13 protein-coding genes and 1 tRNA gene are annotated in these 16,343 nt (G+C 54.9%); 8 read left to right on the top strand and 6 right to left on the bottom strand.

All coding sequences use genetic code 11. The features are described 5' to 3' along the window. Nucleotides 1–94: 94 nt before the first annotated feature. Both modA and CAMM_RS08200 read left to right on the top strand, forming a co-directional pair. Nucleotides 95–874, top strand: coding sequence for a molybdate ABC transporter substrate-binding protein (gene modA / locus CAMM_RS08195; RefSeq protein WP_003848638.1), 780 nt, complete (start codon nucleotides 95–97; stop codon nucleotides 872–874). Between the two features lie 20 nt (nucleotides 875–894). Beyond that, nucleotides 895–2,838, top strand: coding sequence for an ATP-binding cassette domain-containing protein (locus CAMM_RS08200; RefSeq protein WP_147581065.1), 1,944 nt, complete (start codon nucleotides 895–897; stop codon nucleotides 2,836–2,838). 125 nt (nucleotides 2,839–2,963) lie between these two features. Here CAMM_RS08200 and thrB read toward each other — a convergent pair whose 3' ends face one another. The 4 genes from thrB to argS all read right to left on the bottom strand — a co-directional run bounded on the left by thrB (nucleotide 2,964) and on the right by argS (nucleotide 8,564). Beyond that, entirely contained in the window at nucleotides 2,964–3,893 is a 930-nt protein-coding gene (gene thrB / locus CAMM_RS08205; RefSeq protein WP_003848636.1) for a homoserine kinase, read from the bottom strand. 30 nt (nucleotides 3,894–3,923) lie between these two features. Continuing rightward, nucleotides 3,924–5,258 (bottom strand): homoserine dehydrogenase, encoded by a 1,335-nt coding sequence (locus CAMM_RS08210; RefSeq protein ID WP_075761541.1) that lies wholly within the window; start codon nucleotides 5,256–5,258, stop codon nucleotides 3,924–3,926. A 310-nt stretch (nucleotides 5,259–5,568) separates the two neighbouring features. Further along, a complete protein-coding gene (lysA, locus tag CAMM_RS08215) occupies nucleotides 5,569–6,906 on the bottom strand; it encodes a diaminopimelate decarboxylase (RefSeq protein ID WP_003848634.1) in 1,338 nt (445 codons plus the stop codon). Between the two features lie 5 nt (nucleotides 6,907–6,911). Then, nucleotides 6,912–8,564, bottom strand: a complete 1,653-nt coding sequence (gene argS / locus CAMM_RS08220) for an arginine--tRNA ligase (RefSeq protein ID WP_003848632.1) — start codon at nucleotides 8,562–8,564, stop codon at nucleotides 6,912–6,914. A gap of 211 nt (nucleotides 8,565–8,775) precedes the next feature. Here argS and CAMM_RS08225 point away from each other — a divergent pair, with 211 nt between their 5' ends. The 6 genes from CAMM_RS08225 (at nucleotide 8,776) to CAMM_RS08250 (ending at nucleotide 15,550) form a co-directional block, all read left to right on the top strand. Continuing rightward, complete coding sequence (locus tag CAMM_RS08225; RefSeq protein ID WP_003848630.1) at nucleotides 8,776–10,446, top strand: L-lactate permease; 1,671 nt, start codon at nucleotides 8,776–8,778, stop codon at nucleotides 10,444–10,446. A gap of 231 nt (nucleotides 10,447–10,677) precedes the next feature. Beyond that, nucleotides 10,678–11,463, top strand: a complete 786-nt coding sequence (locus tag CAMM_RS08230) for a (Fe-S)-binding protein (protein WP_040356018.1) — start codon at nucleotides 10,678–10,680, stop codon at nucleotides 11,461–11,463. Further along, nucleotides 11,463–12,995 (top strand): lactate utilization protein B, encoded by a 1,533-nt coding sequence (locus CAMM_RS08235; RefSeq protein WP_003848626.1) that lies wholly within the window; start codon nucleotides 11,463–11,465, stop codon nucleotides 12,993–12,995. The genes CAMM_RS08230 and CAMM_RS08235 overlap by 1 nt, the downstream gene beginning before the upstream one ends. Nucleotides 12,996–12,997: 2 nt before the next feature. Next, nucleotides 12,998–13,627, top strand: a complete 630-nt coding sequence (locus CAMM_RS08240; RefSeq protein ID WP_003848624.1) for a LutC/YkgG family protein — start codon at nucleotides 12,998–13,000, stop codon at nucleotides 13,625–13,627. Nucleotides 13,628–13,880: 253 nt separating this feature from the next. After that, complete coding sequence (locus CAMM_RS08245) at nucleotides 13,881–15,395, top strand: alpha/beta hydrolase (protein WP_003848622.1); 1,515 nt, start codon at nucleotides 13,881–13,883, stop codon at nucleotides 15,393–15,395. A gap of 81 nt (nucleotides 15,396–15,476) precedes the next feature. Beyond that, nucleotides 15,477–15,550: transfer RNA gene (locus tag CAMM_RS08250), tRNA-Arg, on the top strand. 150 nt (nucleotides 15,551–15,700) lie between these two features. Here the strand turns inward: CAMM_RS08250 and CAMM_RS12940 are convergent. Together CAMM_RS12940 and CAMM_RS08255 are read right to left on the bottom strand one after the other, a co-directional pair. After that, nucleotides 15,701–15,868 (bottom strand): hypothetical protein, encoded by a 168-nt coding sequence (locus CAMM_RS12940; protein WP_003848620.1) that lies wholly within the window; start codon nucleotides 15,866–15,868, stop codon nucleotides 15,701–15,703. 118 nt (nucleotides 15,869–15,986) lie between these two features. Then, nucleotides 15,987–16,301, bottom strand: coding sequence for a hypothetical protein (locus CAMM_RS08255; protein WP_003848618.1), 315 nt, complete (start codon nucleotides 16,299–16,301; stop codon nucleotides 15,987–15,989). Between the last annotated feature and the right edge of the window lie 42 nt (nucleotides 16,302–16,343).

Raw genomic sequence — 16,343 nt, forward strand, 5'->3', positions numbered from 1 at the left:
TAAAGGCTTCATCGCTGATTCGGTAGGGGAAATTGATGATAATCTGAGCATGGTTCTAAACACGACTTTTCCCGTTTATTATTGGAGATGAAAAATGAAGGCTCGCGTTCTATCTGGATTGGCCATCTTGTCGTTGGCGACTGCTTTGACGGCCTGCTCAGATTCTTCTGAGTCCGATGCGAGCGCTGATGGAAATTCAGCAGAACGCACCGAGCTTAATGTTCTGGCCGCGTCGTCGACGCGAGTCTTCAACGACGAGCTTAAGGACAAGGCCGCAGAGTTTGAGCCTCCCGCAATCCTTCTTATCAACAACGCAGGCTCGTCGACTCTCGTGCAGCAGCTTGTCGATGGCGCTCCGGGCGACGTGTTAATCACCGCCGATGAAAAGAATATGACTGATGCGCAAGATGCCGGCGTGGTCGAAGATCCCGTGCAGCTTGCATCGAATGTCATGGTCATGGTCGTTCCTTCCGGTAACCCCGGCGGCATTGAGTCGGTCGAAGACATCAGCGATGACAACACCTTTGTTCTTTGCGACCCGCAGGTTCCGTGCGGCACGGTGTCCGAATCGATCATAAAATCCAAGGATTTAGACGTCACCGCTGATTCGCTGGAGCACCAAGTTGCTGACGTACTCGGCAAGGTAACCTCCGGCGAAGCAGACGCCGGTTGGGTCTACGCGACTGATGCGGCGGCCGCCGGCGATACCGTCGAAGTCATTGATATCGACGGGGCGGAAGAATTTACCAATGGCATTTTCGGCGCCGTAGTATCTGATTCCGAAAATGCGGATTCCGCGCAGCAGCTGCTTGATCTTCTCGCCGATGATTTTGATGACATCTGGCGCGACTACGGCTTTACTCCAGAAGACTAATTACCTAGATTCTCACCACGATGACCTCTTCTCCCGCTCACGCCTCTAGCACCTCTGCCCCGTCGATGTCTGCGCAACTGCATGCGGTACGGCAGAAAGTACCCGTGCTATTTGTCGCGATTGGGATTGTGGCCATCGCCTATATTGGTCTTCCTGTCATCGCGCTGGCCCTGCGCGTGCCATGGGCTGAATTTGCCACTATTGCTACCGACCCCAGCACGGTAGAACTGCTGAAGACGACATTGGCCGCGGCCGCGTGGTCCACGGTCATCGCCACGGTTTTAGGCACCGCGCTGGCCCTGTGGCTGTCCCAATTACGCCGTGGAGCATCGGCCGTGCGACTGTTGGTCTATCTCCCACTGGCCATGCCGCCGGTGGTCTCCGGCCTAGCTCTCACCGCCCTGATTGGCCGTCGCGGACTCTTTGCCCCAGTCCTGGATTTTCTGGGCTGGGGATTTGCCTTTGCCTTCCCCGGGGTCGTGGCAGCGCACGTCTTTGTCACGCTACCTTTCGTGGTCGTGGCCGTCGATTCCGCTCTTCGCCAAATCGATTCTGAAATCACTGCCTCGGCACGCGGTGTCGGAATTGGGCAGTGGACGATTCTCGGACGCATTACATTGCCGACTATCGCCCCAGCTATTGTGACCGGCCTGGGATTAGCTTTTGCGCGCTCACTCGGGGAATTCGGCACGACCATTACGTTTGCGGGCTCGATGCCCGGGGTGACCCGTACCCTGCCTTTAGGTATTTACCTCGAGCGCGAAGTCAGCGCGGACAATGCCTATGCACTATCGGCCATCCTCATCGGAATTGCGGTCTTAAGCCTCATCGTGGCTGGAATACCCATGTTTTTCGGCCGCAAGCCTGCCCAGCGCGCACATATTCTCGACGAGATGGACATCGAAGCGCTGCGACAGTTGACCAAGCCTTCCGGGATAAGTCCAGAAATAACTGTAACCTCCAATGGCACAACGACTCATTTTCCCGCTGGCGAGACCACCGCCATCGTGGGTATGAATGGCTGCGGTAAAACCACGTTGGTCAGCTTGATTGCTGGGCGACTAACGTCGGCTAATTTCCAGCTTCACGACGATGTCGATATCGTCTTGCAAACCCAAAACCCCGCGTTACCCAAAATCTCTACGGTGCATCAGGCCATCACCATGGTGACAAAGAGTTCAGCACAAACGGATGCTCTCTTGGACGCGGCGGGCCTTGCGCCGTTGCGTAATATCCGCGTCTCCACTCTCTCCGGTGGCCAGGCCGCCCAAGTAGCCCTGGTGCGCGCACTTGCTGCCAAGCCCACGGCGCTAATTTTGGATGAACCACTCGCGGCCATCGATGTGGCATCGGCTGCGCGGTGGCGGCGTTTCTTACACGCCACTTCAACGGATCGCACCACCTTGATGATTACGCATAATGCCCTCGATATTGCTGGGCTTTCGCATAATATTGCCGTGCTGGAAGGCGGCCGCGTTGTCGCTTTTGGAGACACCACAGAAATCCTCAGCGTTCCACCGACGGCATTCGTCGCAGACCTAGCGGGACTTAACCGTCTACAAGGGACCATCCAATCGATCGATGACGAGGGCCATGCCATCATCGATTCCCACAACCAAGACATCCACGGAGTCTTAGAGTTCTCCCCCACGCTCTCCACGAATAACGTAGCTCCTACTGGCTTAGGTACCGCTGGGCAGGCAGCCACGGCGGTGTTTTCTCCTTATGATGTTCAGCTGCACTTAGACCCGCTGCGCGCAGGCTCTGGAGTCACCACTATTCGAGGCACCATCCATTCAGTCACCGCCGATTCGCTCTCGCAGCTGCGGGTTAGTGTCCGGGTTGGTGATGAACTGATTACCGTGCCCGTACCAGCAGGCCCCGCGCTCGATGCCGCGATCAACTCACTCGAGGAAGTTGCGTGCACTATCGATGCAACCAAGGTTCGCGTATACCAGCACTAATCTCTGGGTGCCAGCTGCGTATTGGTAGCAGATACAGAAAAGCTCCACGTGCGTCCCCTGCTTGATGGGGAACGGATGTGGAACTTAATTATCGGGCAGATGAGTCTATCTGCCCGGCGAAGTCTTTAGGCTTGTGTGACTTCGACGGTAACTGGACCGGCAATCTCGAGGTCGATAACACGAAGGCCTTGTGCACGGGCATCGTCGAGGATTTCCTCATCGATAGGCTCGGTGTGCAAAACCATCGCGGTCGGACCAGCACCGGAAAGATAAGCTGCGTAGCCACGGTTGCGCAGGCGGTTGACCCACTCTGCCGTCACCGGCAAAACATCCGAGCGGTATGGCTGGTGCAAACGGTCACGCGTGCCCTCCCAGAGCAGATCTGGGTAGCTTTGCAGGGCAGCAACTTGTACTGCGGTGCGCGAGACGTTGAATGCTGCATCAGCGTGAGTCACGTGAGATGGCAGCACGCGGCGCACAGCCTGCGTCGATGCGTGGAAATCGGGCACGAGTGCAGTCGCGCGAATATCTTCGTGCACCTTAATTTGCGCAGCCTTGTACTGCGGCTGGGAGCGACCATCGACAGGGATAGTCGTCCACGACACCACAGCTTGGCCAAGCACCGATGCCGCAGCATTATCTGGGTGTCCTTCAAAAGCGGACGATAGCTGCACTACTTGCTCAGTATCCAGTGGAAATCCTGCCAACGCATTCGCGGCGACGACGCCAGCAACTGCTGCGGATGCCGAAGAGCCCAGACCACGTGACTGCGGAATATTATTGGTGGAGACAACGCGCAATCCAGGCGCGTCGACATTCGCCGCATTCAAGCCGGAGCGAATGGCTTTTACTACTAGGTGCGAGCCATCGCGCGGCAGATCGTCTTCGCCCTCGCCGAAGATTTCTACTTCTAAGCCCGACGGGGTAATTTCCACTTCGACGGTGTCATAAATAGACACTGCCATGCCCAAGGTGTCATAGCCTGGGCCCAGGTTCGCCGAGGAACCTGGAACCGAGACAATAACTTTGGTGCCAACTTCTAATTCAGTACTCATAATTGCACTATCTTAGCGGTGCCTAGTGCACTAGCTATCAAGACGGAGGACAGAGTTAACTTCCTTGACCACATCCAGCTGGGTCAAGGTCTCGACAATCTTGCGCAAGGCAGATTCACGAGCAGTGTGCGTGACCACAATCAGACGTGCGCCTTCCTCGGAGCCTTCCTGGCGAACGGTGCGCAAAGAAACACCCTGCGAAGCGAACTCAGAAGAAATAGCGGCGAGAACACCGGTGCGCTCATCTACCTGCATATCGATGTGGTAGCAGGTCAGAGCCTCGCCGGCGTCAGCGATAGGCAAGTTTGCGTAGGTATTATCCTCCGGTGCACGGCCGCCGTAAACAATGTTGCGGCTGGCACCAACGATATCGCCCACTACTGCCGATGCGGTTGGGTATCCGCCCGCACCATTTCCGTAGAACATCAAGGAACCCGCAGCCTCTGCTTCAACAAAGATCGCATTATAAGACTCAGAGACAGTAGCCAATGGGTGTTCCTTCGGGACCAAAGTGGGGTGTACGCGCGCATTAACAGCTTCCGTGCCGTCCTCGCGAGTTAAGCGCTCACAAATAGCTAGAAGTTTGATGGTGTAGCCAGCTTGATTGGCTGCTGCAATATCTTCAGACGTGACATTGGAGATGCCCTCGCAGTACACATCCTCGAAATTCACGCGGGTGTAGAAACCAAGCGATGCCATAATTGCCGCCTTGGAGGCTGCATCGTGGCCTTCAACATCGGCGGTTGGGTCAGCTTCTGCATAACCCAGGCGAGTAGCTTCTGCCAGCGCGTCGTCGTAAGTTGCACCGGTCGACTCCATCGCATCCAGAATGAAGTTGGTGGTGCCATTAACGATGCCCGAAATACGCTGGATGTGATCGCCAGCCAAGGAACGGCGCAACATACCCACGACAGGGATAGCGGCCGCAACGGCAGCCTCGTAGTAGAGATCCACACCCGCGGCATCGGCTGCTTCTGCTAGACCATCTGCGTGTGCGGCAACAAGTGCCTTATTTGCAGTGACAACAGACTTGCCAGCATTGAGAGCGTCGAGGACCAGCTCGCGTGGGTAATCGATGCCACCGATAACTTCCACAACCAAGTCCACGTCATCACGTGCAATCAGTGCGCGCGCGTCATCGGTAATAAGTTCTGCCGGAACACCTGGACGGTCTTTTTTCAGATCTGATACTGCGATACCGCGTACCTCAACTGGGCCGCCAATTCGCTGCGTGTAATCATTCGCATGCTCAGTCAGCAGACGAAATACCTCGGCGCCAACTGTGCCAAAGCCCAAAAGCGCAACGCCTACTGGCTGCCCTTCACCCTTGCCTGTGCGGTTGAGATCCTGGACGGTCGAAGACATGCGTACTCCCCAAAATTACGTGTAGTGAGATTTTAATTTCATTCCTTGGCCATCATACAGAACAAGCGGTCTATTTCAGCCCTCGGGTGTGAATAAAGCCGCATGTAGACACAAGAATTTTTCACGGAAAATCGCGGTACCAGTAGCAATAGCTTTCCGAACTCCTGCCAACCTCGCCCAATGTAGAGAATATAAGTCGTGCTAAAGCTACTTAAGGAGTGCTAATGACAGGCTTTCTGGGTGAAAAGATGAATAAAATACGCCGCAGCATGGAAGATGCTGCGGCGTATACAAAGAGTAAGGAAAGAATCTACTCCACTTCTAGCGAGAGTAAGTCCTCCAAAGTCTCACGCCGCAACATGGGCTTAATCGCGCCAGCACGCACGGCAACGACAGCTGGACGCAGCGCTGCGTTGTAACGGGAGCCCATGGCATAGCTATAGGCGCCCGTGGCTGGCGTAGCCAAGAAATCCCCTGCCTTAACATCATTGGGCAGGTCAATATTGTCAATGAGGATATCGCCGGATTCGCAGTGCGATCCCACCACACGCGATGGAATCTCTTCGCCATCGGTGTAGCGATTGATGATCCGCGCGTCATATTCCGCACCGTAAAGTGCCGGACGGATGTTATCACTCATGCCGCCATCGACAGCCACATAGCGGCGCTGCGGGGTTGCCGAATCACCAGTCGTAACGTCTTTGATAACTCCTACTTCATAGACCGTTACCGCTGCTGCGCCGACGAGAGCGCGGCCTGGTTCCACCAGTACAACTGGCGGTTCGATGCCGAGTTCATCGGCAGTATTAGCGACCGCCGTCAAAAGGTCCTGAGAGACCGCCTTGATATCGAGCGCGGATTCATGCGCGGTATAAGGAATGCCGTATCCCCCACCCAAGTCGATTTCTTTCAGGGTGTATCCGAGTTCATCGTGGATCTGGCTGTACAAGCCCATGATGCGCTCGGCAGCCAACTTGAAGCCCTCGGCATCAAATACCTGCGAGCCCACATGGCAATGCAGTCCCACCAAGGTGAGATTCTCAGCCCGCAAGCACGCTTTGACCGCTTCAAAGGCTTCGCCGGTGGCCAGGGAGATACCGAATTTCTGATCCTCATGGCTCGTCGCAATAAACTCATGCGTATGCGCGTCCACACCAGGTGTCACGCGAATCAGAACAGGTTGCACATGCTGTGCTTTCGCCGCGATCAGGTCAAGCAATTCGAGCTCTTGTGCGGAGTCAATAACTACGTGGCCGACCTTGGCATCGACACAGGCCTGCAAAAATTTCGCAGACTTGTTGTTGCCGTGAACCGTCATGCGCTCGGCTGGGAAATCCGCCGCCAGCGCAATCTGCAGCTCACCTAGAGAAGCAACGTCGAGCGCCAAGCCTTCTTCGTTGACCCATCGCGCAATGCGCTTGGATAAAAATGCCTTGGAGGCATAGTGCACGCGCTCGGGGCCACCAAAGGCCTCAGCTAAATCGCGGCAGCGGGACCGGAAATCGTCTTCGTCGAAGACCATGACTGGGGTGCCAAATTCTTCTGCGATCTCTGACAGCGGCACGCCGGCGATGGTTACTTCCCCATCTTCCTGGCGCTGCGCATTACGAGGCCACACCTGAGCTGGTAGTTCATTAAAATCAGCCATATATTTTACATCTTCTCCGGAGCTGAGACACCAACCATGCCCAGGGCATTGGCCAGAACCTGACGGGTTGCTTGTGCCAGCGCAAGACGTGCGCCGTGGATAGGTTCTGCCTCATCGCCTGCCTTAGGCAGGATCTGGCACTGGTCATAGAACTTGTGGAAGACAGAGGCCAGATCTTCGGCATAACGCGCCACCCGGTGTGGCTCACGCAGTTGTGCTGATTCCGCCACGACTGCTGGGAATTCGCCCAAGGTACGGATGAGGTCGCCTTCGCGTTCATGAGTGAGCAGGGACAAGTCAGCGGCGTCGGAGGTTACGCCCGCTTCTTCTGCTTTACGCTGAATAGAGCACAAACGTGCGTGACCATACTGCACGTAGTACACGGGGTTTTCTGAGGACTGAGCAGCCCACAGGCCTAGGTCGATATCGATGGACTGATCAACGGAGGAACGCACCAGCGAGTAACGAGCAGCGTCAACGCCAATCGCTTCGACAAGGTCATTCATGGTGATGACGGTGCCGGCACGCTTGGACATCTTCACGGCTACGCCATCACGCAAGAGATTAACCATTTGCCCGATGAGAACCTCAACAGCATCTGCGTCATAGCCCAAGGCTGCAGCAGCGGCCTTGAGACGTGGAACATAACCGTGGTGGTCAGCACCAAGCATGTAGATATTGAGGTTGTGGCCGCGGTCAAACTTGTCCGCCACATAGGCAATGTCGCCGGCAATATATGCCGCATTGCCGTCAGATTTAATGACCACGCGATCTTTGGAGTCACCGTAGTCGGTGGACTTGAGCCACCAAGCGCCCTCGGTTTCATACATCTGGCCCGAAGTCTTCAGTTGATCCAAGGCCTTATCTACGGCACCTGATTCAAACAGTGAGTTTTCATGGAAGTAAACATCAAAGTCCACGCCGAACTCATGAAGATCCTGTTTGATTTGCTCAAACATCATCTCCACACCCAAGGAACGGAAGTTCTCTTGAACTTCTGCTGGCGTTCCTTCTAAAGCATCGTCCTTCTGCCTCAGGACTTCCGCAGCAATATCGTGAATGTATTGCCCGCCGTAACCATCTTCTGGGGTTGGTTCATTCTTGGCTGCTGCCACCAGCGAGCGCGCGAAGCGGTCAATCTGGCCACCGTGATCATTGAAGTAGTACTCACGAGTTACTGTCGCGCCCGCGGCTTCAAAGATGCGGCCCAAGGAGTCACCGACAGCCGCCCAACGCGTACCACCTAGGTGAATCGGGCCAGTTGGGTTGGCAGAGACAAACTCAAGGTTGACTTTAAGATCGGCCATGGCCTCACCATTGCCGTAGTTGGCACCCGCTGCAGCGATCTGGGAAACAATTTCACCTTGTGCTGCAGCGGCGAGACGAATATTCAAAAAGCCCGGACCGGCAATTTCTGCCACGTCAATGGCATCTGATTTCGCCAAGGCCTCAGCCAACCACTCAGCTAATTGGCGGGGATTTACTCCAGCTTTCTTCGCTACCTGCAATGCAACATTGGTGGCATAGTCACCGTGCTCAGGGTTGCGCGGACGCTCAACCGTAACTGCTTCAGGCAATACGGAAGTATCAAGGTCATGGCTTTCAAAGACCTGCAAGGCAGATTCTTTGAGCAAGAGGGATAAATCAGCTGGAGTCATAGCACAGTAGTTTAACGCACCGCTGGTGAAACCATGGAAGTGAGTTCCCAGAACGCGATCCGAAGTACTGATCAGGAGGTTTTCTCGCACTCAAGACAATTTCTCGCACCACGGACAGCCAAATTGAAACATCTACCCACCGAAGGCGATAAAGTGAAGAGGATCACGTGTGATTGCTGGCCATATAATCTCCTAACCTAAGGAAACCTCCATGGAGAGATTTGCAATAGATACTGCTGCCATTGGCGGCAGCCTAGGTTTAACCGCCTTAGTATCGACCATTCCCCTATTAACGTTCTTTGTCATGCTGCTCGGCGTCAAAGCCCGCGCTCATACATCCGGCGCTGTCGCACTTATTGCTTCGATTATTGTTGCGCTCGTCGGCATGGGCATGCCTATTGATCTGGCTCTGTCTTCCGCAGGTCGCGGCGCACTCTTTGGCCTGCTGCCCATTGTGTTCGTCATCGTGATGGCCATTTGGTTTTATGAAATCACCGTGGCTTCGGGCCGATTTGAAGACTTGCGGCGCACCTTCGACATCCTCGGCGAAGGCGATATTCGCATCCAAACCATTTTGATCGCCTTTTGTTTCGGCGGTCTTTTGGAAGCTCTCGCCGGATTCGGTGCTCCAGTGGCTATTACCGCAACGATGATCCTGGCCTTGGGCGTCCCGCCGCTGCGTGCCGCGACCGTCGTGCTTATTGCCAACACCGCTCCGGTAGCTTTCGGTGCAGTCGCTATTCCGATTACCACCGCGGGTGAAGTCGGTGGACGTACCTTGGAACAGACCGAAAATATCGCGGCCATCGTTGGCCACCAAGCCCCATTTTTGGCGTTCATTGTTCCTTTCATTATCTTGTTCATCCTCGATGGATACCGCGGTGTGAAGGAAGCAGCGCCCGCTGCCTTTGTCATTGGTTTGTCTTTCGCCCTGGCACAGTGGGCTGCCTCGAACTTCTTCGCGTACCAACTCACCGACGTCGTTGCTTGTATCGTCTCGCTCGGCGCCGCCTTCGCATTCTTGCGTGTGTGGAACCCCAAGGGTGTTCCGGAATTGCGTGAGCGCATGAATGTTGGACCACACGATACTGATATTGATTTGCCTGGCGGCCGCATCTGGATGGCATTGATGCCTTATGCCGTCGTGACGATCATCTTTGGTCTAGCCAACCTCGGCTCCTGGTTGCCAGACCTATTGTCCAAGGCCACCCTCACCTTCGACTGGCCATTGCTCACCGGCACGTTGGCCGATACTGACGGCGAAGAAATCTCCACCGCGTATTCGATTGCGGTCATCAGCAACCCTGGTTCCTTGCTCCTTATTGCAGGCATTATCGTGGCCATCATTTATGGCCTGTTCAACGACAATGGCAAATACCCACTTAATGCTGGGCAGGTCTGGAAGGCCTTTACGGACACCGCTTACCGCATGCGCTGGGCGGCATTGACCATTATTTTGGTTCTGGCTTTGGCTTATGTGATGAACTACTCCGGCCAAACGGTTGCCATGGGTGAATATCTCGCAGCACTGGGCGGTATCTTCGCAATTCTGGCCCCACTGTTGGGCTGGATTGGTACCGCAGTAACAGGCTCGGATACCTCCGCTAACGCACTGTTTAGTAAGTTGCAGGTCACCGCCGCTAATAACATCGGCATCAACCCCGACCTGTTGCTGGCAGCCAACACTGTCGGTGGTGTTACGGGCAAGATGATTTCGCCACAGTCCCTTGCCATTGCGGCTACCGCGGTAGAGATGGAAGGCGAAGAATCCAAGATTTTCAAGGCCGTTGTGGGCTACTCCCTCTTTTTCCTTGTCTTGCTGTGCATCCTCGTCTTCCTGCAATCGAACGTATTGAGCTTTATGGCTCCGGTTGTCGGATAATTTCCACACATTACACACGATGTAACTCGCTCAGGTTTCGGAATTCTGCAACACTAATATTGCGAAATAACCGCAGGCCAGGGGCGAGTTACTTTTATTTTAAATACACGCATTCTCCACCCGTAGGGGGTACGCTGTGAGATACCAATCCTTCGAATTCAACTCGTTTTATCGCACGTACGCGGGAACCCCATGCCGCGCGCACGAGTGAGGGACATAAGGAGCAGTACATTGCGAATCGCACTTTTTTCCACGTGCATCGGAGACTCATTGTTTCCAGACGCACACAAGGCAACCGCCGTCATCTTGGCCCGTTTAGGCCATGAGGTGGTATTCCCCGAAGCACAGACCTGTTGCGGGCAGATGCACATTAATACCGGCTATCAAAAAGAATCCTTGGGCATGATTCGCACTTACAATGATGCCTTCGCAGATCCTTCAATTGATTATGTCGTCGCTGCCTCTGGCTCGTGCGTCGGCGCCGTTCGAGAACACCACGTCCGCCTGGCAGATCGCTTCGGCTCTTCCTCCGATGTCGATGGCTCGAAGCAGTCAGCAAAAAAGACTCTGGATCTTCCCGAGTTCCTCGTGGATGTCGCAGGGGTGACCGATGTTGGAGCATTCTTCCCACACAAGGTCACTTACCACCCGTCATGCCACGGCCTGCGCTTTTTGAAGCTCGCTGATCGTCCCATGCAACTTCTGCAGGCAGTCGAAGGCATCGAATTAGTCGAACTTCCGAACAAGGAAGAATGCTGCGGATTCGGCGGCACTTTCGCCATCAAAAACGCTGAGACTTCGCAGGCAATGGTCACTGACAAAGTTCGCCACATCAAAGACACCGGGGCTGAATACGTCACCGGCGGTGACTCCTCCTGCCTGATGAATATCGGCGGCTCACTGTCGCGCCAGCAAACCGGCGTTCGCTCAATCCACATGGCAGAAATTCTCGCGTCCACCAAAGAACACCCATGGACGCCAACGACAGCCATCTATTCCAGGGAGAAGATGCTCTAATGGCGACCTTTCTAGATACCACCCCACCACGCGCCCCGGAAGGCTACGGCAACCTACGCGGTGACCGCAGCTTCGTACCTGCAGCGCGCGATGGCCTTAACAACGCCACCCAGCGCCGTAACCTGCTGCATGCCACGACAACTATTCGCGATAAGCGCCAAGGCGCCGTGGATGAAATCGATGACTGGGAAGACCTTCGCGAGGCTGGCTCCGCCATTAAGGAAGACGTCGCTGCACGCCTACCTGAACTGCTGGAGCAGTTTGAAAAGGCTGTGACCGAACGCGGCGGCGTCGTGCACTGGGCACGTGATGCCAAAGAGGCTAACGCAATCATCACTGATCTCATTCGCGAAACCGGCGAAACTGAGGTCGTCAAGGTGAAATCCATGGCTACCCAGGAAACCGCCTTGAATGAACACCTCGAAGAGGCGGGCATTCATGCGCAAGAAACCGACTTGGCAGAGCTTATCGTGCAGCTTGGCGATGATAAGCCGTCGCACATTCTGGTGCCGGCCATTCACCGCAACCGCGCCGAAATTCGCGACATCTTTGTCAATAAGATGCCCAATACGGACGAGTCGCTATCGGCCAACCCACCAGAACTTGCCGAAGCATCCCGGCTGTTTTTGCGCGAGAAGTTCATGAAGGCCAAGGTGGCTATCTCTGGCGCGAACTTTGGCGTTGCCGAAAATGGCAATATTTCCGTCGTGGAATCCGAAGGCAATGGCCGCATGTGCTTGACGATGCCCGAGACGCTGATCACGCTGATGGGCATCGAAAAGCTGCTGCCCACCTTCCAAGACCTCGAGGTCTTCTTGCAGCTGCTGCCTCGGTCCTCCACCGCTGAGCGTATGAACCCTTATACCTCGCTGTGGTCAGGAGTAACAGAAGGCGACGGTCCGCAAAACTTCCACATTGTCTTGCTGGACAACGGACGCACTGCGGCGCTGTCGAGTGAAATTGGCTCACAGGCACTCAAGTGCATTCGCTGCTCTGCTTGTCTGAACGTGTGCCCAGTCTATGAACGCGCTGGTGGCCACGCCTACGGCTCGGTGTACCCCGGCCCCATTGGTATTTCGCTTACCCCGCAGTTGACCGGCATGAAAGACCACAATGATCCATCGGCAAGCTTGCCTTATGCCTGCTCACTGTGTGGCCGTTGTGATGAAGTCTGCCCGGTGAAAATCCCGCTGTCCGATGTCATCTTGGAAAACCGCTACCAAAAGGTCACCAACGCGACCCCACCAGTGGAATCCAAGCTCTTTAAAGTTGTCGAGCAAGCGTGGAAGCACCCCTTCCTGTGGAACCAAATCACGCGCATGGTCTTTGCCGGTCGTGTGCTCGGTGGCTTCAACGGCGTGATTGAATCACTGCCATTGTTTATGAGCGGCTGGTCGGAAGTGCGCAATACTGCAGTTCCACCAAAGAAGTCTTTCCGTCAGTGGTTTGAATCCGACGACGCCCAGGCACTGCTCGATGCCGCGCGCGCCGAGGGTATTCAGCCTAATAACCTCTCCAAGGAGGACAAGTAACCATGGCTTCTGCAAAGACAGAAATCCTCGCTCGCATTAGGACTGCGCAGAAGTCGGCGAAGTTGCCCTCTTTTGTCAACGCTCCTCGCAACTACGTCGTCAGCGGTACGACGAATCCAGAAGAGCTGCGCGAAATTCTCATCGACAGGCTAGAAGACTACAAGGCCGAGGTGCATGTCTGCGATGAGGACAACCTTGCCGCGACCATTGGCGACATCTTGGCTGAGCGTTCGTGCGAAACCATTCGGTATGCACCCGGGCTAGATACCCAGCTTTTTGCTCACTTTAAAGGCGAAGCAGCAGCTGATAGCACCGATGTTGACCCGCGCGAGCTCGATGCTGTCGATGCCGTGGTCACCGAGTCCACGGTCTCGTGTGCGCAAACTGGAACGATCGTGTTGGAATCAGGTGAAACCAATGGCCGCCGCGCCCTGACCTTGGTTCCGGATCGTCACATTTGCATCGTGCGCAGCCCGCAGATTGTTTACGGCGTACCTGAGATGGTTTCGCGGATTAACCCTGAGCGTCCCGCCACGTTGGTCTCGGGTCCTTCGGCGACCTCCGATATTGAGCTCTCTCGAGTCGAAGGGGTGCACGGTCCACGTGATCTGATCGTGGTCATCGTCAAGTAACCCGCGCTTTCGTGGCTTCTTGGCCGCAGTAAACACCAGGTGCTGTGTGGAATTTTTCGAAGCATTCCACACAGCACTTTTTGTTACGCAAAATTCATGTTCATATCCTGAGTAATTCCCTTCAGGGTAATCAGGTAACTGCTAAGGTTCTCAACGGGAACTTATAACTTTTTAGCTCATATTGAACGTGTTGAGGAGACATTACGTGAAAACCCCACGTCTAGTCATCGCTGCCGCCACGGCATTGGCTGCGATGCTAGCGCCACCGATTGCAGCTCAAGCCCAAGAAACCTCGCCGTCGATCACCTGGGAAGAATGCCCGGCCCAGGTTACCGTCGATGGCGCAGAGTGCGGCCGTGTTGAGGCGCCGACCTATTACTCGAACCCTTCTGCTGGAAATATCAGCGTCGGATTCGTGCGAGTTAAAGCCTTAGACCAATCCGCCAAGCGCGGCGTCTTGTTTGGCAATCCCGGTGGCCCAGGCGGAGACGCTTATGGCTATGCCGCCAGCGAGGGATTTGCCTGGCCAGAAGAAATCCGCCAAGAGTGGGACTTTGTTGGTGTACAACCTCGTGGCTTGCCTGGCTCGACTCCTGTTGACTGCACCGCGATGGGTGGCAGCCCTATCGATGCCATGGTCAACATGGGCTCGTTTATTCGCAATTCCTGTGAACAGGCCACCCCGGGCTATACCAACTCTTTGACCACTGAAAATACGGCCCGTGACTGGGAAATGGTGCGTCAGGCTCTTGGGGAAGAAAAGCTGTCCGTGATGGGGCTTAGCTATGGCACTTTCTTGGGCTCGACCTATGCGACGCTGTACCCCGAGCACACCGACCGCGTAGTCCTCGATTCCGCGATGAAGCCATCGGCTGCGTGGAATGGCATTCTCGCTTCCCAGGAAGCTGGCTATAACAATGCTCTCAATGACTTCTTTACCTGGATGGCCGATAATAACGCCACCTACAAGATGGGCGATACTCCGCTGAAGGTCTACGAGCGCTGGTCAGGCGTAGTAGCCCACGAAGCAGGGGCTCGACCAACGGCCTTGCCACCGGGAGCAGAAATCGGCGATCTGCCACCAGGGCTAGAATTTGCCGGCCAACCTGGTGCTGATGTCATGACCGCTACCGGTCCCCTGCGCGTACAGGCAGAAAACCTGCGCGATTCAGCTCTTAATCCAGGCGCTAACCAGGTCTACTCGGTCACCTTAAACCTCACGCGAGGCTTGGTGCCTTTGGCTGCCGAATGGGACGCACTAGCCAAGCACATCAATGGCACGGAGCGCCTCGACGAAGCCCAGGAGGAAGCATCCCAGGATGAGCTGCAACAGCAGCAGGCGCAACTCTTGCAGGGTCAGGCTTTCCAGAACCTGGTTATCTGTAATGAAAACACCGTGCCTGCTGATTACGCGGCACTGCCTACCTATGTGTGGAGCAACTACGTCGTTGGCGATATCTTCGCTGCCCCACCGGCAATGTTTGCCTCAGGTGCTGCCTGCAATGGCCGCGGTCCAATTACGAAGAACCCGACGCTCAATGGCGCCGGACTTGAGGTCCAGCCACTGCAAATCAATGCCACCGGCGACCCTCAAACTCCGTACCGCTACCACGGTGAGATGGCGCAGCAGATGAACTCTCACGTCGTCACCGTACATGGTCCTGGCCACGGCCATGTCGCCGCTGGCAACGAGGTTGTCGACGACATCGTCGTTGATTATCTGCGCACAGGACACGCCACTGCTACCGATGCACCAGGCCTGCACTAGTTGATGTGGGTCGGTTTCCTTAGCAGGAAGCTCATAGGTTAGAATTACACCGTTGCTTGAAACTTCAGGCAACGGTGTTTTGTCTCCGTAGCTCAGCGGATTAGAGCATCGGTTTCCGGTACCGAAGGTCGCAGGTTCGATCCCTGTCGGGGACACAAAATTTTTAACAGCTAACTACCTTATTTATTGCAGGTAGTTAGCTGTTTTTCATTTGCTGGGCACAAGCTAGCCGTCAAGTATGGCTGGAAATGCAAAATCCCAGTGCCAATAAGCACTGGGATGTTTTTACGTGGTTAGCGGTAATTTTACCAAGAAGTCTCTAGCCACCACATACCGTAGAGCATGGCGAAAAGCACAACAGCCATCGCAATAGCTGCTGGGATCCATGCGAGGACCTCACGGAAAATACCGTTCTCGGCATCACGATTCTTTGCTTCTTCTACATCAGTCTCGTGACGTGTTAATTCAGCCATTTTAAATCCTCCGACTCACCTGAGCGCTACTTATCTTGAACCATCATAACAGGAAAGTTACAAATACTAACCTTTCGCGAAAGGAAGGTTCCCCCCTTTCACGTGTAGGTCAAACGACTTAGTCGGACTCAAGCAGACGTGCCGAACCATCATCGGATTCCAATGCATCGACAAGCGCATCGCGATCGGCGAACATGGCTTCAAGATTGTCTTCCTCGCCGATGATCCACAGCCCAGTTGTTTCATCAAACGTTAGCGCTGCTTCTGGATGAGACTCGAGGATAGATTCCATTGCGGCCTCTTGTTCCTCGGTTGGCTCGGCCGATTCAAACTGTGCAGGATCTCCAATTATCTTGGACTCCTCCGGAAAAGCAGTAATCGAGTATTTTTCATATTGCTTTTCCGGGCGCTCAAATAGCTCTTGGCTCATCATGCCATTGATTCTACCTTGCTCAGTAAAAACGCCGTCACACCA

The organism is Corynebacterium ammoniagenes DSM 20306 (assembly GCF_001941425.1).
Taxonomy (GTDB): Bacteria; Actinomycetota; Actinomycetes; order Mycobacteriales; family Mycobacteriaceae; genus Corynebacterium; species Corynebacterium ammoniagenes.